The sequence below is a fragment of the Castellaniella sp. WN genome, assembly GCF_054457555.1.
Genome location: NZ_JBTKZC010000001.1, coordinates 1,104,209 through 1,126,003, shown reverse-complemented (window position 1 = coordinate 1,126,003; position 21,795 = coordinate 1,104,209). Strand labels below are relative to the sequence as shown.

Sequence of the window (21,795 nt, the reverse complement as noted above, 5' to 3'; positions counted from 1 at the left end):
ATGGGGCGGACCGCGCGTCTCGTCTGGGTGGACCGGGTGCCGCTGGCCTTCGGGCTGGACTGGGTGCCGCTGCTGGGCGATCCGGAGGCCGCCCGGGCCCGGGCGCGCCGCCTGGGGGCTTCCCACCGGGTGGTGTCCGGGGATCCGCCCGCCGCGCTGGGCCTGGCGCGCGGCCTGCCCGCCGGCCAGGTCTGCTGGTCGGCGGCGGACCTCCTGGCGCGCCGTCATCCGCGCGGCACCGTGGCCTGCGTGCTGCCGCTCGACGCGGGGACCTGGCACGTGCTGGCCGCGCACGAAGGCGTCGCCCTGGCGCGGGCCGACCGGGGCTATCCCGACGCGGATCTGGCCCGCGAAGCGATCGAGGCCCTGCGCCTGGCGCATCCGAAACTGGAACTGCTCGCGGCGCACGCCGGCGCGGGCACGGCCGGGCTGGTGGAGATCCTGGCGAGCGAGGCGGCGGGTCGGCATCCCCTGGAACCCGTGCGGCGGCGCGGCTTGCGACTCGCACTGCTGATCCTGGCGGCGGGCCTGGGAGCGGCTGGCTGGCTGCGCTGGACCGGCGGCGCGGATGCGGCCGCCGCGCCAGGTTCCGATGCGCGTGCCGGCTGGCATGCGGCGCTGGACCGCGCGCTGGACAGGCGCCCGCTTCATGGAGAAGCGGGCACCCGGGCCCTGCTGGACGCCCTGTACCGCCAGCCGGCGTGGGTCGGGGGCTGGTCCCTGCATGACCTGCGCTGCCAGCCCCGGCCGGACGGCGCGCTCTGGCAGTGCGTGGGCGAATACCGCCGCCAGGGTCCCCTGGCGGACAACCGCGCCCTGCTGAGGGCGGCTCCCGCCGACTGGCGGCTGGACTTCCCTTCCCTGGACATCGCCCGCGCTGCCTGGACCCTGTCCTTGCCCGGCGGACGCCCCGAACCGCACAGCCTGCCGCGCGCCGGGCTTCTGGCCCGGGACTGGGCCAGCGCGCTTCAGGCGGTGCTGCCGGCTTTTTCCGTGCTGCGGCTCGGCGCGGCCCGACCGCTGGCTGTACCGGCGCCGCACGACGCGCAGGGCCGGGAATTGCCTCCGCCCGAGGATTTCCCTTCCCTGGCCGTGCGCGTCCTGCGGGTCGAAGGGCCGCTGCGCTCGGGCGCGCTGCTGGCTCCGCTGGCCCGCGCCGTCTCCTGGCACCAGGCCGTGCTGACCCTGATGCCGGGTGTCCGGCCGGCCGTGCGCGCCAGCCGCCTGATCCTGCATCTCGAAGGAACCGTCTATGAAAACCGATCGTGAATCCGTGCACGGGACGGCGATGTTCCGGACAGCGTTTCCGGGCCTGGCCTGTCCGTCCGACCGATCCGGGGCATTCCTGAGGGCCGCATGGCTGTGCCTGGCGTTGTCGCCGGCGTGGGGCGCGCCTGTCGGGGCGGAACCGCAGGCCGGCGGCGCGCGGACCGGAGCACTGTCCGAGGCCGGTCTCGTGCCGGAGGATCCCCAGGCCCACTGGGAAACCCGGTCGGTGCGCGAGCTGATGCAGCAGGATCTGCGCGATGCGCTGCGGTCCCCCTCCGACGGGACCGTTGGTCATCCGGCGGCGGGCCCGGTGGCGGGCGTGCGGCCCGTTCTGGAGCCCCGCCTGGTGGCCCTGTATGGCGTCGGCCAGGTACTGATGGCCGAGGTCCAGGTGGGGCGTCGAGCCTACTTGTACGTGCGCGGCCAGGCCTGGCCCGCCGGCCATGCCGGCGATCCAGGCGTTTATCAGCTGCGGGGCATGAATGGCGCTTGCGTGCAGATCGAACGCGGCGAGGACCGTCATTCCCTGTGCCTGCGCATGCTGCTGGGCGAGGCGCGACCATGAAGTCCTGGCCTTCCGCCCTGTCGCTGGCCGAGCCCCCGCCGCCCTTCGATCCGGCACGGGCCGGTGTGATCGACCATCCAGGCCAGCTGTCGGCGCTCCTGCCGGAGGTGCGACGCGTGCTGGCGCGGGATCTGGGCGTCCAGTCGCTGGCGGACCGGATCTGTCCGGTGGAACGGGCCGACGGCAGCGTCACGCTGCTGGCCCGGGCCGAATACATCGGCAGCGACCAAGCCGACGCGCTGGAACGGCGCCTGCGGGCCGCCGGGCGTCTCCTGTCCGATCCGGCCCGCTATGTCCTGCCGGCGGCCCTGTTGCTGGCCCTGTCGCGCGAGGGTGGCGCGGCAGTGCTGGCGCAGGCCGGGGACCGCACCCCGACCGCCCTGGCCGGGGTGTTCCAGGATCTGGTCGAATGGGGCGTGCGCCAGGGGGCGACGGACCTGCACCTGAATATCCTGCGCGACGTGGCGGAGTCCGAGGTCCGCTACACCGTGGCCGGCCGCTATGTCGCGCCGGAGCGCTTCCGTCACATGCCGACCGGGCTGCTGCGGGACGTGCTGGCGGTGGCATGGATGGACATCCAGGGCGGTAACGGGGCGGTCTTCGATCCGCTGCTCGAGCAGCAGGGCAGTCTGTTGCGCCGTGTGGATGGCCGTGCCTATACCTTGCGCTGGGCCTCGCTCGCCGCTGACCGGGGCCCCAGCGTCTGCCTGCGCTTCCTGTCGCGCGACGCCGGATCCGGGCCCGTCACCCTGGACGGGCTTGGCTACCGGATCGACCAGATCGCCCGCTTCGAGCGCGTGCTGAAATCCGAAGGCGGCGCCCTGGTGCTCGCGGGTACCGTGGGTTCGGGCAAGTCGACGACGCTGGCGACCCTGATCCGCGGCCTGCCGGCGCACCGCAAGATCATCACGTTGGAAGAGCCGGTGGAATACCGGATCGACCGGGCCGTGCAGAACACCATCGGCCGCGACCTGGACCAGCAGGCGCATGGCCGCTATGCCGCCAAGCTGCGCACCCTGAAGCGCTCGGCCATGACCGACGTGCTGCTGGGGGAAATCCGCGACGCCGAAAGCGGGCTGGCCTTCATGGACCTGGCGGGGTCCGGCGTGAATGTCTACACCACCGTGCATGCGCCCTCGGCGCGCGCCATCATCGACCGGCTGGCCTCCGATTTCATCGCGGTGCCGCGCGATTTCCTGGCCACGCCCGGCATCCTCAAGCTGCTCGTCTATCAGGCGCTGCTGCCTCGGCTGTGCCCGGCCTGCGCGGTGCCGGCCGGCACCGCCGAACTCGTGCGGCAGCGGTCATGCGGCGACGCCGGGCACTGGCGGCGATGGCTCGGCTGGATCGGGCTGGCCTGGGGCGTCGATCCGGCGGCGTTGCGCCTGCGCAATCCGGACGGTTGCCCGCATTGCCGCCGGGCTGCACTGCCGGAACTCTTCGGTTATGACGGGCGGACCGTGGCCGCCGAATGTCTGGAGCCCGGCCTGCCCGGCGAGGGGGGCGGCAACGGCTACGTTCCGGATCCGCATGCCAGCGCCATGGCGCACGCCATGGAAAAAGCCGCCGCCGGCCTGGTGGATCCGCGCGACGTCGAGACACGTTTCATGGCCTTCGAGACCCTGCTGTTGCGCCAGGGCCGGCTGCCGGCCCGCGGCGACGCGCCGCCTCCCTTTCCCCCGGGAGCCTGTCGATGACGCGGGGGCGGGTGATGCTGGCGGGGCTGCGCCTGCGTCTGGATGCCTGGCGGTTCGCCGGCGGACGCGCGGATTATTTCGATTATCTCCAGGCGGTGTTGCTGGGCGCGCAGGGCCGCCTGACCGTGCGTGAACTCTTCGACCGGGATGCCGCGCGCCATGGTCCCGGCACGGTGCGCGGGCGCCTGTCGCGGACCTGGGCGCGGGCCTGCGAGGCCAGCGGCGGAGACTTGCACGCCACCTGGCTGGGCTGCTTCCCGGCGGACGAGCTGGCCCTGGTGCGAGCGGCCCAGACCTATGGCAATGCCCGGCTGCTGGCCTGTTTCCAGGCCTTGTCCGATCACCTGGCGTTGCTGATCCGGGCGCGGCGCATGCTCTGGGCCACGCTGGGCTCGGCTGCCGCGGCCCTGCTGGTGGCCAGCCTGTTGTTGCTGGCCTTGCCTCAGTGGACGGTGCCGGCCCTGCGGCAGGCCTTCCAAGGGCTACCGGCCGCCTATCTGGGCGACTGGTCGCGGGCGTTGTTCGCTGGCGCGGATTGGCTGCGCGCCTGGGGCGCCTGGCTGCCGGCCGGGGTCTGCGCGCTGCTGGCGGCCGGCCTGTATTCCCTGCCGCGCTGGCGCGGGCCGCTGCGTCGTCGTCTGGACCGTCATGGCCCCTGGCGCCTGTATCGCCAGGTCCAGGCGCTGCGCTTGCTGGCCCTGGTCTCGATCCTGCTGCAGCAGGGGGCGGGCGGCTCGACCCAACTGCGGCCGGTGATCCTGCTGTTCCTGGAAGACGCGGGGCCCTGGCTGGGCGACCACCTGGAACGTGCCGTGGCCCGGGTCGATCAGGGGCTGGCTGGCGCGGCGGCCTTCGATACCGGGTTGCTGGATCGTGACCTGTATTGGTATCTGGAAGACATGGCCGCGGCGCGCGGCTTGCAGGCCGGACTGCAGGCCGCGCATCGACGGATGGCCGGCCGCTGGCTGGACCGTGTCCGGAACCAGGCCCTGGCGCTGCGCTGGACTGCGCTGCTGCTGGGGGCGGCGGTCGTGCTGGGGATCGGTCTGTGGCATTACGCCGCGCTCGATGAACTGCGGCGCGGCTGGATGATGTTTCATGCCGGCTCCTGAGGAGCCGGTTCATTCGTGCGCCGGGCATCCGGCAAAGGAGGCTTCATGCAAACGTTGGAACAATCGCGCGCCGCGCGCCACCGGACGGGACAGGCGGGATTTTCCCTGGTCGAGGTCTCGATCGTCACCGCCATCGTGCTGCTGATCGCGGTCATCGGCATTCCCGCGATCGGCGGCTATGTGATGGAAAACAAGGTGCCCAAGGTCGGCCAGGAGCTGGCCCGCTTCGTCATGCATGTGCGCGTCAACGCCGGGACCTCCGGCGACGCGCCATACGAGAACATCGGCATGGCCAATCTGGCGGCCATGGTGGCGGATTCCAGCGTGCTGACCCTGGCGAGCGACGGCGCCGTGCTGCACGGGCTGGGGGGCGGCGGCACCGTCGAGATCGAATCGGCGGATGCCGGCGCGGCGTTCCTGTTGCGACTGAAGCGGGTGAACCACGTGGCCTGCCCCTCGATCGCGTCGGTGCTGCAGCGCGTGGCCGACCGCATCACGGTGGAGGCCGACGGCGCCGCCGCCCGCACGGTCAAGGACGAAGCCACGACCTACAATGCGCTGTCGGCGGAGTCGGCCTGCGCCAAGGGGGACGTCAACCAGTTCGAGTTCCATGTCAGTTGACCGTGTCGCCGGGCGCGGGCGGCGTGTCCCTCGCCGGATCCAGCGAGGGGCCCTGCTGCTGGAATTCATGATCGCCGCGGCTCTGGGCCTGGCTTTGACGATCTGGGCCGGCCAGGAATGGGCGCAGCGCGCCCGGACGCTGCAGGCTCGTTCCCTCGCCGCCTGGATGGGCGTCGCCCGCGACGCGGCCGAGGCTTTCCTGGCGCACCACGCGGCCGATCTCGCCAGTGCCGGAGATGCCGATGTCCTGGCCGGGCAGGGCTACGCCGACTGGACGGCGCCGCGCTGGGACGAACTGCGGGCGGCAGGCCTGCTGGCCGGAGGCTGGCAGGCCGCGGGGCCGTTGCGCCGGACCTTGGGGCTGCGGGTGGTGCGCGAGGGCGAGTGTCCGGGGCCATCCTGCCGCGTGTGGGCGTTGGTCCATGCGCGGCCCGCTCTGCGGACTGCCGCCGGCGGGGTGGACGAGGCGTTGGTGGCCGAATGGCTTCAGGCTGCCGAAGGGCGGGGGCTGGTGGTCTGGCCGCGCCGGCCCGGCTTCCTGAGCGGCGCCGGACTGCTCGTTCCTGTGCCGGAAGAGGGTGTCCCCGACTGGATGCCTGGCGTCGTGGCTCTCGCGGCCCGGGCGCCCGTGGGGCAGGGGAGCGGTACAGGAGCTGGGGGTGACGATGGAGCCTACCTCCGGGTGCGGGACGCCCGCGATCCGGATCTCCAGGGAGATGCCACGATCCAGGGCGTGGTGCGCAGCGGGACGCGCCTGGTCGCGCGCGACAGCCTGCAGCTGGAACAGGGTTGGGGCGTCGGCGAGGCCTGTGCGCCGGAAGGCGCGCTGGGCCGGGTCAGGGAGGGGGCGGGCGTGCTGGCCTGCCAGCAGGGGTTCTGGTCTCTGGTGGCGCGCCCGGCCGGTGGCGGCTACATGCTGAACAGCCGACGAGGCTGCTTCAGCGCCATGGGCGTCCCCTCGGTCAATCCGGTCACCGGCGCCTGCTCGTGTCCGACCGGGTACGTCATGGCGCAGGTGGCCGAAAGCGGGTCCGTCGCGGCCCCGGAAGGCCTGACCGTGGGGTACCTGTGCCTGTCGCGGAAATGAGCGGCGCGGATCGTGGGTCCGGCGCTCCCGCACGACCGGCCCCACCCCCCCAAGCCGGTCTTTCCGGCGCCGCCCGCGGATTTCACTGCGGCGGACGACCGTGTCCGCATCGGGCACGCCTCCGGTTTTCCGGCGCCGGGGCCGGGCGAGGGCAGAGCGAGACGCCCGCGCGGGCCTTACTTGCCGTTCCAGGCGGCGATCACGGCGCGTTCCTCGTCCGTCATCTGCGTCAGGTTGGCCAGCGGCATGTACTTGCTGGCGACGACCTGCTTGATCTGCTCGGCGTGCTGCAGGGTCTGCTCGTTGGTGTCCAGCAGGATCCCGGCCGGCGCGGCGGCGAAACCGGCCTGCGTGGGCTTGGCCGAATGGCATTCCGTGCAGCGGGCCGTGATGATGCCGTGGACCTGCTCCACCGTGACGGCGGCCTGGGCCGGGGCGGCCGCGCCGCCGGCCCGGCTGGTCTGCGCGGCGGGCGCCGGGGCGGCGATCCAGCCGATGATCGCCAGCATCGCGATGCCGGCCAGCGGGTAGCGCAGATCGTTCTTTCCCGTGTGGCGCAGCACGAAGTACTGGCGGATCACCGCGCCGGCGAAGATGAACAGGCTCATGATGACCCAGGCATATTCGTTCGTATAGGTGAACGAATAGTGGTTGCTGAGCATCAGGAAGATCACCGGCAGGGTGAAGTAGGTGTTGTGCACCGAGCGCTGCTTGCCCAGGGCGCCGTCCAGCGGATTCGGCTTTTCGCCCGCCTTCAGGGCCTTGACCATGCGACGCTGCCCGGGAATGATCCAGAAGAACACGCTGGCCGACATGCAGGTCGCCATCAATGCGCCGGTGATCAGGAACGCGGCGCGGCCCGGGAATATTTGCGTGGTCAGCCAGGCGACCAGTACCATCATCACGCCCACGGCCACGCTCAGCAGTCCATCGCGTTCGACGGTGGGGCTGATGATGCGGCACAGGCGCGAATACACGTTGTAGCCGACCACCAGGAATGCCACGGCCAGGATGCCGGCCTCGGTGCCGTTCATGTTGCGTGCCCATTCCCAGGGGCTGGCCGGATTGACCAGGTAGATGTCGGCGCGCAGCAGGTACAGCAGCATGAACAAGCCGAAGCCCGACAGCCAGGTGGTGTAAGACTTCCAGAACGACCAGTGCAGGTCGTCGGGCAGCTCGGCCGGGTTGGTCAGGTACTTCTGGTTGTGGTAGAAGCCGCCGCCGTGCACGGCCCACATTTCGCCGTACACGCCCAGCTTCCTGGCGTGCTCGCCCTTGGGCGCGTGCAGGCTCAGGTCGAGCATGACGAAATAAATGGATTCGCCGATCCAGGCGATGGCGGCGATGACGTGCAGCCAGCGCAGCAGCAGGTTGCCGTACTCAAGGAAAAAGCTTTCCATGAGAGTCTCCTCTTGGTTTCTTCGATGTAGGGATTGCCGGGGTGGGCGCGAGGCTCAGCTGCCGCGATAGGTGGACCAGGTCCACGGCGTCACGACCAGGGGAACGTGATAGTTTTCGTCCGGATTTGCCACGCCGAAGCGCAGCACGACCTGGTCGACGAAACGGGGTTCGGGCAGCGGCACTCCCTTGCGGGCGAAGTAGTCGCCGGCATGGAAGACCAGCTCATACACGCCCCGGGTCAGCGCGGGACCGCTGAGCAGGGGCGCGTCACAGCGGCCGTCCTGGTTGGTGGCCGTTTGCGCGAGCAGGGTGCGGGAATCACCGTCGAGGCGATAGAGTTCGAGGGCGACGCCCTGGGCTGGCACACCGTGCACGGTGTCCAGGACATGGGTGGAGAGTTTTCCCATGGGATTTACGCCGGTCAGTATCCTGCCAATAGGCCCCCGGTATGGCCGGACCCGGCGAATGGTGTGCCGGTTCGCGAAGCGCCGGAACGGGCCGGCGGATTTCGGGGCAGGACGGGTGCGAATGATTGCGGACGGATGATTGTCAACAATTTGTGTTGACGATTCTGGCTTGATACACAATAATTGTCAACAATTTTCGTCGCCAATCAATCCTGTCGTTTTCACCTATGGCCATGCTCCAACTGAAGCCCGCCCGCACCGCCCAGGACCTGAAGGCGCCGCGCGCCTCGTCCCTGCGCGAGTCCAGGCCGGCCAGCGAGCCGTCGGACGTCGATCGCGTCTACGGGGAAATCTTCGACGCCGCCATGGACCGTCGGCTGCTGCCTGGAGCCAAGCTGACTGAATCAGCGCTGTGTGCGGCCTTCGATTGCTCGCGTGGCACGGTGCGCGCGGCACTGGCGCGGCTGGCGCATGACAAGATCGTGGCAATCGAGCCCAATCGCGGCGCCACCGTCTGGCAGGCGACGCCCAAGGAAGTGCGCGACGTGTTCGCCATGCGCCGCGCGCTGGAATGCATCGTGATCGACATGCTGACGGCTCTGAATGACGTGGCCGACCGGCTCGTGCCCCTGCGCGAGATGGTCGACCGTGAACAGTGCGCCTTCGAGCAGGGCGACCGCATCAGCTGGCTGCGCCTGTCCAACGCCTTCCATGTCGAGCTCGCCCGCCTGCTGGACAACCAGGTGCTGACGGAGATGCTGGCCGGCCTGTGCGCCCGCACCACGCTGATCATCGCGCTGGGTGACACCTCGGAAGGCAGCGCCTGCTCGTACCTGGAGCACAGGGACATCCTGGACTGCATCGCCCGGCGCGACACGCCGGGCGCGCGCGCCGCCATGGACCACCACCTCGAGGACTGCGAACAGCGGATGGACGTCGCGCCCGGGTCCGGCGCCGATCCCTGGTCCACGCTTCGGCGCCACACCCTGAACCCATCGCTCTGACCCAATCGACAGGAGACACTCTCATGGCAGACCAGCACTACCCCCGCGACCTCGCCGGCTATGGCCGCACCCCTCCTCATGCCAACTGGCCAGGCCGGGCCCGCGTGGCCGTGCAGTTCGTCGTCAACTACGAGGAGGGTGGCGAGAACTGTGTGCTGCATGGCGATCCGGGGTCGGAGCAGTTCCTATCCGAGATCATCGGCGCGGCCTCCTATCCCGCCCGCCACCTGTCGATGGAGTCCATCTACGAATACGGTTCGCGCGCGGGCGTCTGGCGTATCCTGCGCGAGTTCGAGCGTCGCGGCCTGCCGCTGACGGTTTTCGGCGTGGGCATGGCGCTGGAACGCAATCCCGAGGTTGCGCGTGCCTTCGTCGAACTGGGCCATGAAGTCGCCTGCCACGGCTACCGCTGGATCCACTACCAGGACGTGCCCGAGGACGTCGAGCGCGAGCACTTCCTGCGTTGTGTGGAAATCGTCACGAAGCTGCTCGGCCGCCACCCCGAAGGCTGGTACACCGGGCGCGACAGCCCCAACACCCTGCGCATCGTCGCCGAGGAAGGCAAGTTCCTGTACGACGCCGACTACTACGGCGACGATCTGCCGTTCTGGACCGAGGTGGACCTGGGCGGTGGCAAGGTCCGTCCGCAGCTCATCGTGCCTTACACCCTGGACACGAACGACATGCGCTTCGCCTCGCCGCAGGGCTTCAACACCGCCGACCACTTCTTCAGCTATCTGCGCGATGCCTTCGACGTGCTCTACGCTGAAGGCGAGGCCGCGCCGAAGATGATGTCGGTCGGCCTGCACTGCCGCCTGATCGGTCGTCCGGGCCGGTTCGCCGGCCTGCAGCGCTTCCTGGACCACATCCAGAAGCACGACCGCGTCTGGATCGCCACCCGCGCCGACATCGCCCGCCACTGGGTGAAGGAACACCCCTACAAGCCCGCTTGATCCAGGGCGAGCCTGTCCAAAACCTCCGACCGGGCACAGCGCCCGGCCTTTCCCGCCGGGCGCCGAAGGACCGGCCCGGCGGGTTTCACAGCCTCTTTGGAGCATATCCCATGGCTTCTTCCAATCTGCCCGTCGGCACCGTCGTCGACGCCCCCGCGGTCGATCTGCCCGCCTTCGCCACCCGCCACCCGAATCTTGCCAGTGAAAGCCTGGGCGCCCGGGTGCTGTCCTGCTCGGACGAATTCTTCGCTGCCGCGCAGCGCATGCTGCAGGATGCCGAGCCCGTTTTCATCGTCGGCAAGTTCGACGACCACGGCAAGTGGATGGATGGCTGGGAGACCCGCCGCCGCCGCAACGGCGGCAATGATCGGGCCATCGTCAAGCTGGGGCTGCCGGGCACGATCAAGGGCCTGGATATCAACACCAGCCATTTCACCGGCAATTTCCCGCCCGCCGCGTCCATCCAGGCGGCGTCCTGCGAAGGCGAGCCCGACGCCGGGACCGAATGGGTCGAGCTCGTCGCGGCCAAGTCGCTGCAGGGCAATTCCCACCATTTCGTCGAGATCGACGACGCCCGCGTCTGGACTCACCTGCGTCTGAACATCTTCCCGGACGGCGGCGTGGCCCGTCTGCGTGTCTACGGCCAGCCGGCCTGCGACTGGGACCGGCGCGACCCGGACGCCCTGTACGAAGTGTCGGCACTGGCCAGCGGCGGCCGTGTCGTCGCCTACAGCGACGCCCACTTCGGCATGCCCACCAGCGTCATCCAGGCGGGCCGCGGCGTCAACATGGGCGACGGCTGGGAAACCCGCCGCCGCCGCGAGCCGGGCAACGACTGGCTGATCCTGGAACTGGGCCATCCGGTCGTCGTGGAAAAGATCGAGATCGACACGGCGCACTTCAAGGGCAACTACCCCGACCGCGTCTCGGTGCAGGGCGCGCTGGTGGCTGAATCGACCGATCAGTCCCTGGTGACCCAGGCCATGTTCTGGCCCGTGCTTCTGGGCGAGCAAAAGACCGAGATGGACAAGCAGCACTTCTACGAAGGCAGCGCCCTCCAGGAGGTCGGTCCGGTCTCGCACGTGCGCGTGAATATGTTCCCCGACGGCGGCATCAGCCGCGTGCGCATCTGGGGCCGCCTGGTCCGCTGACGATGGGAAAGACTCTGCACACCGCCCTGCATGCCTGGGTGGACGCCCACTTCGACGAGCAGGTCGCGCTGCTGCAACGCCTGGTGGCCGTGCCCACGGACACGCCGCCGGGCGACAACGCTCCACACGCCGAGACCGTGGCCGCCGTGCTCGAAGGCTGGGGCTGGGAGGTCGAGCGCCATCGCGTGCCCGACGAGGAAACGCGGGCCTACGGCATGCGCAGCATCACCAATCTGATCGCGCGCCGCCGCTATGGCGCGGGCGGTCCCGTGCTGGCGCTCAACGCCCATGGCGACGTGGTGCCGCCGGGCGAGGGCTGGACCCGCGACCCCTATGGCGGCGAAGTCGTGGACGGGCGCCTCTACGGTCGCGCCTCGGCCGTGTCCAAGAGCGACTTCACCACCTACCTGCATGCCGTGCGCGCGCTGGAGGCCGCCGGCACGCCCCTGACAGGCGCGGTGGAACTGCATTTCACCTACGACGAGGAATTCGGCGGGCTCAAGGGACCGGGCTGGCTGCTGGAGTGCGGCCTGACGAAGCCGGACTACGCGGTCTGCGCCAGCTTCAGCCACGCCGTGGTCACGGCGCACAACGGCTGTCTGCAGTTCGAGATCACTGTCCACGGCAAGGCGACGCACGGCTCCGCGCCCGAGACCGGGCACGACGCCCTGCGGGCGGCCAGCCGCATCCTGGACGAGATCTACCGCCGAGCGGACGCGCTCGACGGCATCGATTCCCGGATCGACGGCATCACTCATCCCACCATGATCGTGGGCCGCATCGACGGCGGCACCAACACCAACGTGGTGCCGGGCAAAGTAGTGCTGAAGATGGACCGCCGCCTGATCCCCGAAGAGGACCCCGCCGTCGTCGAGGCCGAGGTGCGCGCCTTCATCGCCGCTGCCGTGGCCGGCCTGCCGGGGATCTCTGTCGAGGTGCGCCGCATCCTGCTGGCGCGGGCCCTGCGGCCGCTGCCGGGTCATGAAAAGCTGGTCGACAGCCTGCGCAGGCATGCGCGCGCGGTGTTCGGCGAGGACGTCCCGGCCGTGGGCACCCCGTTGTACGCCGATGCGCGGCTGTATGCCGAGCACGGCGTACCGACCGTCATGTACGGGGCGGGACCGCGCACCGTCATGGAATCGCGCGCCAAGCAGGCCGACGAACACGTTATGCTGGGGGACTTGCGCGGCGCCACCCGGGTGATGGCCAGCCTGCTGGCCGATTTCTTGGCACCGGGCCGCCCCGAGGAAAAAACGGCCCCCTTGGGGGATGAGCCTGGACGCCGAGCGGTCCCTGCGGACTGCCCGGCCCCCGGCGAATCCGAGTAGCATGCGGGCTGCGAGGTGGACGCAAGCCCGGGCGCAGCGTGGGGCGTTTCCTGCCTCTGTCCGCCGCCTGAAACTTCCTGGTAGGACTCTGGACATGAACGAAGCCGACATCGACCCCGCCGCGCAGGAAAAGCGTCTGGTGGATCTGGAGGTCAAGGCGGTGTACGCCGACGACCTGCTGGACCAGCTGAACCGCACGGTGTTTCGCCAGCAGCAGCAGATCGAATCCCTGGCGCGCGAACTGCTGGCCTTGCGCCAGCAGTTCGCGGCCGGCGGCGCGCCCAGCCCAGGCGGCGGAGCCGACGAGCGGCCGCCGCATTATTGACCGCGCGGGCCAGGTCGTTCGCGAGGCGCTCCGGCCGTTCAGGCCTTGCGGATGAACTTGCCGTAGATGAACAGCACGATCAGGGCGCCGACGATGGAGCCGATCCAGCCCGCACCCTGGCCAGCCTGGTAGAAGCCCAGCGCGGCGCCCAGGTAGCCGGCCACGATGGCGCCGACGATCCCCAGGACCGTGGTCAGGATCCAGCCCAGCTTCTGTTCGCCGGGCATGATCGCCCGCGCGATCAGGCCGACGATGAACCCGACGATAATCATGCTGATAATGCCCATCCGCTTCTCCTTTGAAGATTCAATGGTTTGGTGGGCTTCATCATAGGGCCGGACGTGGGCATTCGTCCAGCGGCCGACTGAACGGTTCACAGCGGTGGCCGATGCTGGTACTTTAAGCGCTTTTGCCGCCCTCGGCAGGGCGGCGCCCATCAGGAGCATGCAGCATGAGTCAGACGCCCGAATACCAGCCGCCCAGAGTGTGGACCTGGGACCAGCCCAGCGGCGGCCGGTTCGCCAACATCAACCGTCCCGTGTCGGGGCCCACGCACGAGCGTGAGCTGCCGGTCGGCAAGCACCCGCTGCAGCTCTATTCCCAGGCCACGCCCAACGGAGTCAAGGTCACGATCCTGCTGGAGGAATTGCTGGCGCGAGGATGTTCGGGGGCGGACTACGACGCCTGGCTGATCCGTATCGGCGAGGGTGACCAGTTCGGCAGCGGCTTCGTCGGCATCAATCCCAACTCCAAGATCCCCGCGCTGGTGGATCACGGCGGCCAGGCACCCATCCGGGTCTTCGAGTCCGGGGCGATCCTGACGTACCTGGCGGAAAAGTTCGGCGCCTTCCTGCCGACCGAGCCGGCGGCTCGGGCGGAATGTCTGTCCTGGTTGTTCTGGCAGGTCGGCAGCGCGCCATACGTGGGCGGCGGATTCGGCCATTTCTACGCCTACGCCCCTGTGAAGATCGAATACGCCATCAACCGCTTCGCCATGGAGGCCAAGCGCCAGTTGGACGTGCTCGACAAGCGCCTGGCCGACCATGAATTCGTGGCGGGGAGCGATTACACGATCGCCGACATGGCGATCTGGCCCTGGTATGGCGGATTGTTGCTGAACCAGGTCTATGGCGCGGCGGAATTCCTGTCGGCCGGCGACTATCGCCACGCGATGCGCTGGGCCCGGGCCATCGGCGAGCGCCCGGCGGTGCGGCGCGGGAGGATGGTGAACCGCACGTCCGGCGATCCCTCCGAGCAGCTCTGGGAACGCCACGACGCGTCGGACTTCGACACCCGGACCCGGGACAAGATCGCCTGAGCTGCGGCTCGGGACGCCGGGGTTCAGGACGCGGGCGCGTCCGCTCGGGCGGACCGCCGGTCGATCCAGGCCCTGGCAGCCGCCGGTGATGAAGACGACGGAATGCGCCGCGGGCGCGCCGGGACTGGTCGGTATCCTGCCGGATTGTCCGCCGCCGTCGATGCCGGTTAATCTGTTGTTCCCTCACCACCGTCATCCGCTCCCCGGCGCGTGCGCGTCTTCGCGGATCGGGTGGCGGACGTGCCGAGCCCCCAGGGGAGCGGCAGGCCGAAGGTGCGTGGGGCCTTTTTCAATTCCAGGCGGATACATCCATGCAATTCACCACCATCGGCGCGGCCGTCGTCGACATCGTCGTATCCCGCGTCCGGCCCATGCGCGCGGCCAAGCAGGACGTGGAGCACATCGGCCTGTACGCGGGCGGCGGGGCGGTGAATGCCGCGCTGAATGTGGCTGCGCGCGGCGCTCACGCCACTGTCCATGCCTGTGTGGGCTGCGACCTGGAAGGCGACCTGCTGCGGGATATCCTCCGGCGCCACGGCATCCAGACCGCCATTCCCGATCACGCGCTGCCCACGGGCAAGGCCGTGGTGATGGTGGACGAGACCGGCGCGGCGCGCGCTTACGCGCAGCGCGGTGCCAGCGCCTGGGTCGGGGAACAGGGTTTTCCCGGCCTGGAGAAGGCGGATGTCGTCTACGTGACGGGCCTGTCCCTGGAATCCCAGTCCTGGCTGGAACGATCCCTGGCGCGCATGACCGCGTCGCGCCATCGGCTGGCGGTAACGCCCGGCGCGCGGCAACTGGCCGATCCTCAAGCCCTGCTCGGCCTGTGGGAACGGGCCGACCTGCTGTGCGTCAACGCACGCGAAGCCGCGCGGCTGTGCGGGGATGCGGACCTGGATACCGACGCCCCTGCGCCGGACGCGGCCCGCGACCTCGCGCGGCGGCTGGTGCGCCGGCCCGGCCAGTCCATCCTGGTGACCCTGGGGCAGGGCGGCGCCCTGTTTCATGACGGCGAGCAGGGCCATTTTCATCCCGCGCGGACCGTCGCCCCGGTGTCCACCATCGGCGCGGGCGACGCCTTCGCCTCCGCTTTCGTCCATGCCTGGGCCGGTGGCGCCGCTCCGATGGAGGCGCTCGCCGCCGCCAGCGACAGCGCCGCCCGGGTGATCCAGGTGATCCCGGCCAACCTGGCCGGCCCGCTGCGGGCCTGAGGCGCGAAACGGGCGCGGCGGGTGCCCGGGCTCCCCAGTCCTCATATAACTTCAGGTTTTAAAGGTATCGCCTGCCGTGCGATCGAATCTGGGAGAATGAGCGGTCGCTTCCTTGTTTCCCAAAGGCCTCATCATGAAATCCCTGTCCGCCCGCCTGGGCGCGCTCTTCCTCGCTCTCGGGGCCTGCTCGGCCGCCTGGGCGGCCCAGCCCCTGCTGACGCCGTCCGAACTGGACGTGGTCCGGCAGCAGCCGTCGGTGCGGGTCATCGACATCCGGCCGCCCGACGCCTACGCCGCCGGCCACATTCCCGGCGCGGTGTCGGCGCCTTACGCCCAGTGGCGCGGGCCGGCGAACAATCCCGGTCAGCTGCCGCCGCTGGACAGGCTGACGCGGCTGGTGCGCGACCTGGGCGTCGACCGGGACACGCATGCGGTGGTGGTCTCGTCGGGGGCAGACGGCACCGACTTCGGCGCCGCGGCGCGGGTGTACTGGACCCTGAAATACCTGGGCCTGAAGGAATTGTCCGTCCTGAACGGCGGGCTGAAGGCCTGGGCCGGCGCCGGCCTGCCGCGGGACCAGGCGGCGCCGTCGGTCGCTGCGACGGCCTTCGAGCCGAAGCTGGACGAATCCATCATCGCCACCACCGATCAGGTGGCCGCGCAGGTCGGCAACCCGCAGACCCGGCTGGTGGATGCCCGGCCGCTGGACTTCTACCTGGGCAAGGTCAAGGCGCCGACGGCTCAGGTGCCCGGCACGATCCAGGGCGCGGTCAATGTGGAGAACGGTCGCTGGTTCGAGCCCGGCACTTCGATCTTCGTCCCGGCGGACAAGGCACGCAAGATCGCCGCCGAACTCCTGCCCGACCCGAAGTCCGAAACGATCTCGTTCTGCAACACCGGCCATTGGGCGGCCACCGACTGGTTCGCGTTGTCGGAGATCGTCGGCCAGAAGAACGTGCGGCTGTATCCCGAGTCCATGGCCGAATGGTCGCAGGACCCGAACCGGCCGATGGAGCATGTCCCCGGCCGCGGCAGCCAGATCCTGGACAAGTTGAAGGGCGTATTCGGCTGATCTGACCCATGAAACGTCTTCCTCTCGCGATCCTCATCGCCGCCTTCTGCGTCTTCCTGGCCTGGTCGGTGGCCTTGCGCCAGGCGTTGCTGTTCCTGGTCGGCATCGGCCTGGGGGCGGTGCTGGCGGGTGCGCGCTTCGGTTTCACCACCGGCTGGCGGCGGCTGATCGAGCAGCGTGACCCGTCCGGCGTGCTGGCGCAACTGGTGTTGCTGGCGGTCGCGGCGGCGGCGTCCATGCCTCTGCTGGCCGCTTATCCCACCGACCTGGGGGCCGCCCTGGGGCCGCCCAGCGTCAGCCTGATCGTGGGCGCCTTCGTGTTCGGCGCCTGCATGCAGGTGGCCGACGGCTGCGGTTCCGGCACCCTGTACAAGGCCGGTCTGGGCATCCCTCTGAACATGGCGATCCTGCCGTTGTTCGCCATCGGCAGCTTCCTCGGTTCCGCCACGCTGGACCGCTGGCTGGCCCTGGGGGCCCTGCCGCCCTACGGTCTGGTGGCGCATTTCGGCGCGCCCGTCGCGCTGCTGCTGACGCTGGCCGGCTTGGCCCTGGTCGGCCTCGGCGTGGTGCGCTGGGCCGGCCGCGCGGCGCCGCTGTGGAACCGCAGGCTGCTATGGGGCGCCGTGCTGCTGGCGGCGCTGGCGGTGCTGAACCTGGTGATCGCCGGCCAGCCCTGGGGCATCGTCTACGGCTTCGGTCTGTGGGCGGCCAAGATCGCCACGGCCGCGCATCTGTTCGACCCATCGGCCAATGCCTTCTGGAGCGAGCCGGTCAACGCGGCGACGCTGGCGCAGTCGGTCTTCCTGGACGTGACCTCGATCACCAACATCGGCATCCTGGCGGGCGCCTTGTGGATCGCGGCGGGCAAGCCGGCCGCCGCCACCAAGCCCATGAACGGGACGCAATGGGCCGTGGGCCTGGCCGCCGGCCTGCTGCTGGGCTACAGCTCGCGGCTGGCCTTCGGCTGCAACATCGGCGCCATGGTCAGCGGGATCTCCACCGGCAGCCTGCACGGCTGGATCTGGGTGCCCATGGCATTCCTGGGATCCCTCATCGGCGTGCGTGTGCGCCGCCGCTACGCTTTCTGAAGGAGGGAACCGCCATGCATTTCCGATTTCTGGCCGCCGCCTTCTGGATCGTGCTCGTGGGTTTTTTCGCCTGGGACTGGACGCACAGCGTGCCGGTCAACGTGCGCGTCGAGCCGCCGCTGATCGCGGCGGGCTCGGGCGTCGCGCCCAGCGGCGGGCATTGCGCCTCGACGTTCTGATGCCCTGACGCCCGGCTTCCGACTGAACATCGAGGCGGCCGCCGGCACCCGGCCGTCCAGTGGCGTTCCGGACTTATACGGGCATGTTCCCGCGCAGGCCGCCCAGGTAGCGGGCTTCGAACCGTTTCTTGGCCCAGTGGAACAGGGAGGCCCTGGGCAGCATCCATGACCGGCGGGCGCTTCGATAGACCAGCGTGCCCGCATCCAGGGAGTCGATCACGCACAGGAGTTCGGGGCGCGGCCGTGCGTATGGCGCGGATCCCGCCAGTTCGGCCAGCAGGTTGCGCGCGGCCGCCGCGGCCTGCAGTTCCGCCATGTGGGCTTGTTTGGGCAACCAGTCCGGTCCTGGGTAGCTGCCGGCGTCTCCCGCCACGTAGACATGCGGCTCCCCCCGGATGCGGCAGTGGGCGTCGGCCTGGAAGAATCCGCCGGGCGAAAGAGGCAGGCCGCTGGCCTCGGCCCAGTCCGGGCCGGTCATGCCGGGCATGAACAGAATCATGTCCGCGGGGATCGACTCTCCCTTCGTCTCCACGCTGTGGCTTGTGAAGGCCTGCGGCGGGTGGCCCAGGGACAGGCGGATTTCACGAGTCCGCATCTCGGCGAGCAGGGCGGTGACGGCCCGTTCCCCGAGCCGCTGGCCGGGCCGTTCGCTGGCGTGGAAGAAGGTCAGTTCGAAACGCTCCCGACGTCCCTGCCGTCGCAGCCAGGTATCGATCCCGAACAATAGTTCGAACAGGGGGCCGCCGCGCATGGCCGCTGGTTCCTGGGGGTTGGTGCCGAAGCCGAAGGCCAGGCTGCCGCCGCTCATGGCGGTCAGCTGTTCACGGATCGCCAGGGCGGCCTCGACGCCCGAGCATGGGATGTGGGCGTGCTCGATACCCGGCAGCTTGCGGATGAAGCGTCCGCCGGTGGTGATGATCAGACCGTCATGGAGGACCTCGCCATGATCCGTCAGCACGCGGCGCCCTCCGTCGGCCAGGCCCGTGGCTCGCGCCGCCAGGAATTCGACCCGGTGCCGGCGCAGAAAGCCTTCCAGGGGGATCCGCAGAGAATCGGCCTCGCGCAGGCCCGTGGGAATCCAGATCAGGCTGGGTTGGTAGACGAATTCGGCTGCGGGGGCCACCAGCGTGATCCGGACGCGCGGCGCGCGCCGGCGGATTTCCCGGATGGCTTTCAGAGCGGCGAATCCTGCTCCGAGGATGACGATGCGGGAATCGAGGTTCATGATCGGGTTTTCCAGGTGAATCGCCGGGATGGGCGGTCCGTGGCGCGGGGATCCCGGCGCCGGCCGCTATTCTTCCAGTCGGATGATGCCGAGCGCCTTGAGCACGTATTTTTCATAAATGGGCTCCGACGTGCCATATCTCATTTTGCGGATGAAGTATTTCTCGAAGGCCTCCTTGGCCAGGTGCACCCATTTTCCTTTCTTGAACCAGTTGACGTTGCGGGGTGGAATCTGCGGCAGCGCCACGAAAGCGGCGCCCGTATTCCCCATGTCCGCCAGGCAGATGGCGTTCCAGGTGCCCTTGGCCGTCGCCGGCCGGCCGGCCAGGTCCGCCGCGATGTTGTGGGCAATGGCGCTGACCATGGTCTCTATCATGTAGCCGGTCTTGGGAGCCCCCGTGGGGACGGGGGTGACTTCCACTGGCGGGATCGCCACGCAGACGCCGGCGGAGAAAATATTGCGGTATTGCTTGCTGCGCTGATGTTCGTCGACCAGGACGAAGCCGCGCGGGTTGCACAGGCCGGGCACGGCGGCCACGGCATCGACGCCCTTGAAGGCCGGCAGCATCATTGCCATCCTGAATGGCAGTTCGTGTTCTTTGCGCGGTTCGCCCTTTTCATCGATTTCCGTCACGAACATCGTGTCGGCTTCCACCCGGGTCGTTCTGGCGTTGGTGATCCAGCGGATGTCCAGATTGCGGAAATCGCTTTCGATCATGCCCTTGCTGTCGCCCACGCCGCCCAGACCCATGTGGCCGATATAGGGCTCGCTGGTCACAAAGGTCATGGGAACCTTGTTGCGCAGCTTGCGCCGCCGCAGATCGGTTGCGACGATGAAGGCGAATTCATACGCGGGGCCGAAGCAGCTCGCGCCCGGCAGGGCGCCGATGATGATGGGGCCAGGGTCTTTCAGGAATTCCTGGTACCGGACCCACCATTGTTCGGCATGGTCCACCGTGCAGATGGAATACGTATGGCCGTCGATGGGGCCGGCGCCGGGCACTTCGTCGAAGGCCAGTTTCGGACCGGTGGCGATGACCAGATAGTCATACTCGAGTTCCATGCCGCCATCGAGCGTGAGCCTGTTGCCGGCGGCATCGATGGCTGTCACGCGCTTGGCGATGAAGTCGATGCCTTTCTTCCGCAGGGGGGGAGCGATTTCCAGCGTGATCGCTTCGCGCGTGCGCCAGCCTATGGCGACCCAGGGGTTCGATGGAACGAACTGGAACCGGTCCGCCGCGTTGACGACGGTGACCTTGTGCTCGGGTCCGAGCATGGCGCGGACCTCGTAGGCGGTCGGCATGCCGCCGATGCCTGCTCCCATGATGATGATATGTGCCATGATGTTGTCTCCTCTCGTGGTGTTTTGCGCCCATGTCCGGACTCAAGGGCAGCGCGTATCGCGCAGAATGCAATTGGCGGAAGCCAGTGCTTCCTGGCCCAGGCCTCCGGCCAGCGCCTGCAGTTTCAGGCGGTCGATCGCCAGGTCCGCCAGTGCCTGGTGAAGATCGAGTTCGGATTGGGTGTGAGCCTGTTCGGCGTCCAGCTGGTCCAGCAATGTGCGGTCGCCCGCCTCGACGCCTAGCCGGGTGGCGTCGCGCCGCGTCGCGCTGGCCTGGCGCGCCTGGCGCAATGCGTGGATGCGCGCGGGCCCCGTATCCAGACTCAGCCATGCGGCCTGCACCATCAGGTTCAAGCGCTGGTGCATGGACGAAGCCTGAAAGCGCGCGCCGTCGCGTTCGGCCAGCGCCTCGCGGTACTGGGCGCTGCGCACGCCGCCCGTGTAAAGCGGAATCCGCAGCTCCAGGCCGACGGACCATTGCTGTGCCGTGTAGCCCGCATCGCCGTACTGTCCGGAGCCGCTCAGGTGGGTGCGGCCCGCCGCTCCGACCAGGCTCAGCGTGGGCTGGGCGGCGGCTCGCAGGCCTTCTGCCCGTTCAGCGGCCATGGCTGCCGTTTCCAGGGCCTGGCGCAGCTCGGGGCTGGTCCGGTCCACTTGGTCCAGCCAGTCGGACAGTGGCCGTTCAGGCCGGGCGACGAGCGCCGGAGCGTCTTCCCGGAGCGGCGCCAGGCCGTCGGCGGGCAGGCCGGTCATCTGAGTGAAGGCGGTTCGGGCAAGCTCCAGCCGCGTGGCGGCAAGTTCGACCTGGGCGTCGATCTGACCGAGTCTGGCTTCGGCTTCGTGGGTATCCAGGATCGATGCGTCGCCCGACCGGTAGCGGGCACGCGCCTGGTCCAGCAGCCGTCCGACGGCACGCTTCTGGGACAGGAGCGCCGCGTGGCGGCGCATGGCCAGCAGCACGTCGAAATAGCGCTGGGCGATGCGCAACGCCGCTTGTTGCTCCGCGATGGTCCAGGCGGCTTCGGACCGTGCGGACGCATGGCGCAGCTGGCGGGCCTGGGCGTCGCGTCCCAGGTCGATCAGCGGCTGGCGCAGCTGGATGCCATATTCCGTCCGCGAGCCGTTGCGAATCGATGTATCGAAATTGGCTCCGTCCATGGCGCCGAGGCCGGGGGCGGAGAAATGAGCGCCCCGGGTCTGGCTTTCCTGGGTCGCGCGTCCCACGGATGCCTGGGCCTCCAGGGTGGGGCGCCACAGGCCGTCCGCTTGGTCGGCGCGCGCCTTGCCGACCAGCAGGCCCTGGCGTGCCGCCGCCAGTTCCGGATCATGCGTTTGCGCGGCCTGCCAGGCCTGCAGCAGATCGGTCGCCTCGGCGCCTCGGGCGCCGACCAGCGCCAGCGCGGACGCCAGCATGAACGCGGCGGTTCGCATGGATCTGCGG

General features: G+C 69.4%; 22 protein-coding genes. 16 read left to right on the top strand and 6 right to left on the bottom strand.

The features are described from left to right. Genes ACTPOE_RS05155 through ACTPOE_RS05130 form a run of 6 tightly spaced genes read left to right on the top strand, consistent with a single transcriptional unit; the run spans position 1 to position 6,351 of the window. Positions 1-1,269, top strand: coding sequence for a hypothetical protein (locus ACTPOE_RS05155; RefSeq protein WP_458871144.1), 1,269 nt, complete (start codon positions 1-3; stop codon positions 1,267-1,269). After that, positions 1,253-1,834: a hypothetical protein gene (locus ACTPOE_RS05150; RefSeq protein WP_458871143.1), complete on the top strand. Its 582-nt coding sequence runs from the start codon at positions 1,253-1,255 to the stop codon at positions 1,832-1,834. The genes ACTPOE_RS05155 and ACTPOE_RS05150 overlap by 17 nt, the downstream gene beginning before the upstream one ends. Beyond that, on the top strand, positions 1,831-3,531 hold the full coding sequence (locus tag ACTPOE_RS05145) for an ATPase, T2SS/T4P/T4SS family (RefSeq protein WP_458871142.1): 1,701 nt from the start codon (positions 1,831-1,833) through the stop codon (positions 3,529-3,531). The genes ACTPOE_RS05150 and ACTPOE_RS05145 overlap by 4 nt, the downstream gene beginning before the upstream one ends. Beyond that, on the top strand, positions 3,528-4,643 hold the full coding sequence (locus ACTPOE_RS05140; protein WP_458871141.1) for a hypothetical protein: 1,116 nt from the start codon (positions 3,528-3,530) through the stop codon (positions 4,641-4,643). The genes ACTPOE_RS05145 and ACTPOE_RS05140 overlap by 4 nt, the downstream gene beginning before the upstream one ends. A gap of 45 nt (positions 4,644-4,688) precedes the next feature. Then, the gene (locus ACTPOE_RS05135) at positions 4,689-5,264 is read left to right on the top strand and encodes a type 4 pilus major pilin (protein WP_458871140.1); all 576 of its coding nucleotides are present in this window, start codon (positions 4,689-4,691) and stop codon (positions 5,262-5,264) included. Next, entirely contained in the window at positions 5,254-6,351 is a 1,098-nt protein-coding gene (locus tag ACTPOE_RS05130) for a hypothetical protein (RefSeq protein ID WP_458871139.1), read from the top strand. Before ACTPOE_RS05135 ends, ACTPOE_RS05130 begins: the two co-directional genes overlap by 11 nt. A 176-nt stretch (positions 6,352-6,527) precedes the next feature. Here the strand turns inward: ACTPOE_RS05130 and ACTPOE_RS05125 are convergent, their stop codons facing one another. Next, the gene (locus tag ACTPOE_RS05125; protein WP_458871138.1) at positions 6,528-7,751 is read right to left on the bottom strand and encodes a urate hydroxylase PuuD; all 1,224 of its coding nucleotides are present in this window, start codon (positions 7,749-7,751) and stop codon (positions 6,528-6,530) included. Between the two features lie 54 nt (positions 7,752-7,805). Then, positions 7,806-8,159 (bottom strand): hydroxyisourate hydrolase, encoded by a 354-nt coding sequence (uraH, locus tag ACTPOE_RS05120; protein WP_269358957.1) that lies wholly within the window; start codon positions 8,157-8,159, stop codon positions 7,806-7,808. Between the two features lie 233 nt (positions 8,160-8,392). Here uraH and ACTPOE_RS05115 point away from each other — a divergent pair, with 233 nt between their 5' ends. The 5 genes from ACTPOE_RS05115 to ACTPOE_RS05095 all read left to right on the top strand — a co-directional run bounded on the left by ACTPOE_RS05115 (position 8,393) and on the right by ACTPOE_RS05095 (position 12,920). Next, positions 8,393-9,163 (top strand): GntR family transcriptional regulator, encoded by a 771-nt coding sequence (locus ACTPOE_RS05115; RefSeq protein WP_458871137.1) that lies wholly within the window; start codon positions 8,393-8,395, stop codon positions 9,161-9,163. Positions 9,164-9,186: 23 nt separating this feature from the next. After that, complete coding sequence (gene puuE / locus ACTPOE_RS05110) at positions 9,187-10,116, top strand: allantoinase PuuE (RefSeq protein WP_458871136.1); 930 nt, start codon at positions 9,187-9,189, stop codon at positions 10,114-10,116. 110 nt (positions 10,117-10,226) lie between these two features. After that, complete coding sequence (gene alc, locus ACTPOE_RS05105; protein ID WP_458871135.1) at positions 10,227-11,267, top strand: allantoicase; 1,041 nt, start codon at positions 10,227-10,229, stop codon at positions 11,265-11,267. Between the two features lie 2 nt (positions 11,268-11,269). Beyond that, positions 11,270-12,595 (top strand): M20/M25/M40 family metallo-hydrolase, encoded by a 1,326-nt coding sequence (locus ACTPOE_RS05100; protein WP_458871134.1) that lies wholly within the window; start codon positions 11,270-11,272, stop codon positions 12,593-12,595. Between the two features lie 94 nt (positions 12,596-12,689). Further along, the gene (locus ACTPOE_RS05095) at positions 12,690-12,920 is read left to right on the top strand and encodes a SlyX family protein (protein ID WP_458871133.1); all 231 of its coding nucleotides are present in this window, start codon (positions 12,690-12,692) and stop codon (positions 12,918-12,920) included. A gap of 38 nt (positions 12,921-12,958) precedes the next feature. On the opposite strand, the gene ACTPOE_RS05090 is transcribed toward ACTPOE_RS05095, so the two are convergent. After that, the gene (locus ACTPOE_RS05090; RefSeq protein ID WP_458871132.1) at positions 12,959-13,207 is read right to left on the bottom strand and encodes a GlsB/YeaQ/YmgE family stress response membrane protein; all 249 of its coding nucleotides are present in this window, start codon (positions 13,205-13,207) and stop codon (positions 12,959-12,961) included. 164 nt (positions 13,208-13,371) lie between these two features. Here ACTPOE_RS05090 and yghU point away from each other — a divergent pair, with 164 nt between their 5' ends. The 5 genes from yghU to ACTPOE_RS05065 all read left to right on the top strand — a co-directional run bounded on the left by yghU (position 13,372) and on the right by ACTPOE_RS05065 (position 17,788). Continuing rightward, positions 13,372-14,238 (top strand): glutathione-dependent disulfide-bond oxidoreductase, encoded by an 867-nt coding sequence (gene yghU, locus ACTPOE_RS05085; RefSeq protein ID WP_458871131.1) that lies wholly within the window; start codon positions 13,372-13,374, stop codon positions 14,236-14,238. 311 nt (positions 14,239-14,549) lie between these two features. Next, positions 14,550-15,449, top strand: a complete 900-nt coding sequence (locus tag ACTPOE_RS05080; protein ID WP_458871130.1) for a carbohydrate kinase family protein — start codon at positions 14,550-14,552, stop codon at positions 15,447-15,449. Positions 15,450-15,582: 133 nt separating this feature from the next. Then, positions 15,583-16,521: a sulfurtransferase gene (locus ACTPOE_RS05075; protein WP_458871129.1), complete on the top strand. Its 939-nt coding sequence runs from the start codon at positions 15,583-15,585 to the stop codon at positions 16,519-16,521. An 8-nt stretch (positions 16,522-16,529) separates the two neighbouring features. Beyond that, positions 16,530-17,609 carry a YeeE/YedE thiosulfate transporter family protein gene (locus ACTPOE_RS05070; RefSeq protein WP_458871128.1) on the top strand — a complete coding sequence of 360 codons (1,080 nt, stop codon included), beginning with the start codon at positions 16,530-16,532 and terminating at the stop codon, positions 17,607-17,609. Between the two features lie 14 nt (positions 17,610-17,623). Continuing rightward, a complete protein-coding gene (locus tag ACTPOE_RS05065; RefSeq protein WP_458871127.1) occupies positions 17,624-17,788 on the top strand; it encodes a hypothetical protein in 165 nt (54 codons plus the stop codon). Positions 17,789-17,861: 73 nt separating this feature from the next. On the opposite strand, the gene ACTPOE_RS05060 is transcribed toward ACTPOE_RS05065, so the two are convergent. The 3 genes from ACTPOE_RS05060 to ACTPOE_RS05050 all read right to left on the bottom strand — a co-directional run bounded on the left by ACTPOE_RS05060 (position 17,862) and on the right by ACTPOE_RS05050 (position 21,785). Continuing rightward, positions 17,862-19,013 (bottom strand): NAD(P)/FAD-dependent oxidoreductase, encoded by a 1,152-nt coding sequence (locus tag ACTPOE_RS05060; protein ID WP_458871126.1) that lies wholly within the window; start codon positions 19,011-19,013, stop codon positions 17,862-17,864. 66 nt (positions 19,014-19,079) lie between these two features. Beyond that, a complete protein-coding gene (locus ACTPOE_RS05055) occupies positions 19,080-20,354 on the bottom strand; it encodes an NAD(P)/FAD-dependent oxidoreductase (protein WP_458871125.1) in 1,275 nt (424 codons plus the stop codon). 42 nt (positions 20,355-20,396) lie between these two features. Beyond that, positions 20,397-21,785 (bottom strand): TolC family protein, encoded by a 1,389-nt coding sequence (locus ACTPOE_RS05050; protein WP_458871124.1) that lies wholly within the window; start codon positions 21,783-21,785, stop codon positions 20,397-20,399. Positions 21,786-21,795 lie beyond the last annotated feature (10 nt).

Coding starts and splice junctions, on each gene's coding strand:
- ACTPOE_RS05155 (WP_458871144.1), top strand. CDS start 1: ATGGGGCGGACCGCGCGTCTCGTCTGGGTGGACCGGGTGCCGCTGGCC.
- ACTPOE_RS05150 (WP_458871143.1), top strand. CDS start 1,253: ATGAAAACCGATCGTGAATCCGTGCACGGGACGGCGATGTTCCGGACA.
- ACTPOE_RS05145 (WP_458871142.1), top strand. CDS start 1,831: ATGAAGTCCTGGCCTTCCGCCCTGTCGCTGGCCGAGCCCCCGCCGCCC.
- ACTPOE_RS05140 (WP_458871141.1), top strand. CDS start 3,528: ATGACGCGGGGGCGGGTGATGCTGGCGGGGCTGCGCCTGCGTCTGGAT.
- ACTPOE_RS05135 (WP_458871140.1), top strand. CDS start 4,689: ATGCAAACGTTGGAACAATCGCGCGCCGCGCGCCACCGGACGGGACAG.
- ACTPOE_RS05130 (WP_458871139.1), top strand. CDS start 5,254: ATGTCAGTTGACCGTGTCGCCGGGCGCGGGCGGCGTGTCCCTCGCCGG.
- ACTPOE_RS05125 (WP_458871138.1), bottom strand. CDS start 7,751: ATGGAAAGCTTTTTCCTTGAGTACGGCAACCTGCTGCTGCGCTGGCTG.
- uraH (WP_269358957.1), bottom strand. CDS start 8,159: ATGGGAAAACTCTCCACCCATGTCCTGGACACCGTGCACGGTGTGCCA.
- ACTPOE_RS05115 (WP_458871137.1), top strand. CDS start 8,393: ATGCTCCAACTGAAGCCCGCCCGCACCGCCCAGGACCTGAAGGCGCCG.
- puuE (WP_458871136.1), top strand. CDS start 9,187: ATGGCAGACCAGCACTACCCCCGCGACCTCGCCGGCTATGGCCGCACC.
- alc (WP_458871135.1), top strand. CDS start 10,227: ATGGCTTCTTCCAATCTGCCCGTCGGCACCGTCGTCGACGCCCCCGCG.
- ACTPOE_RS05100 (WP_458871134.1), top strand. CDS start 11,270: ATGGGAAAGACTCTGCACACCGCCCTGCATGCCTGGGTGGACGCCCAC.
- ACTPOE_RS05095 (WP_458871133.1), top strand. CDS start 12,690: ATGAACGAAGCCGACATCGACCCCGCCGCGCAGGAAAAGCGTCTGGTG.
- ACTPOE_RS05090 (WP_458871132.1), bottom strand. CDS start 13,207: ATGGGCATTATCAGCATGATTATCGTCGGGTTCATCGTCGGCCTGATC.
- yghU (WP_458871131.1), top strand. CDS start 13,372: ATGAGTCAGACGCCCGAATACCAGCCGCCCAGAGTGTGGACCTGGGAC.
- ACTPOE_RS05080 (WP_458871130.1), top strand. CDS start 14,550: ATGCAATTCACCACCATCGGCGCGGCCGTCGTCGACATCGTCGTATCC.
- ACTPOE_RS05075 (WP_458871129.1), top strand. CDS start 15,583: ATGAAATCCCTGTCCGCCCGCCTGGGCGCGCTCTTCCTCGCTCTCGGG.
- ACTPOE_RS05070 (WP_458871128.1), top strand. CDS start 16,530: ATGAAACGTCTTCCTCTCGCGATCCTCATCGCCGCCTTCTGCGTCTTC.
- ACTPOE_RS05065 (WP_458871127.1), top strand. CDS start 17,624: ATGCATTTCCGATTTCTGGCCGCCGCCTTCTGGATCGTGCTCGTGGGT.
- ACTPOE_RS05060 (WP_458871126.1), bottom strand. CDS start 19,013: ATGAACCTCGATTCCCGCATCGTCATCCTCGGAGCAGGATTCGCCGCT.
- ACTPOE_RS05055 (WP_458871125.1), bottom strand. CDS start 20,354: ATGGCACATATCATCATCATGGGAGCAGGCATCGGCGGCATGCCGACC.
- ACTPOE_RS05050 (WP_458871124.1), bottom strand. CDS start 21,785: ATGCGAACCGCCGCGTTCATGCTGGCGTCCGCGCTGGCGCTGGTCGGC.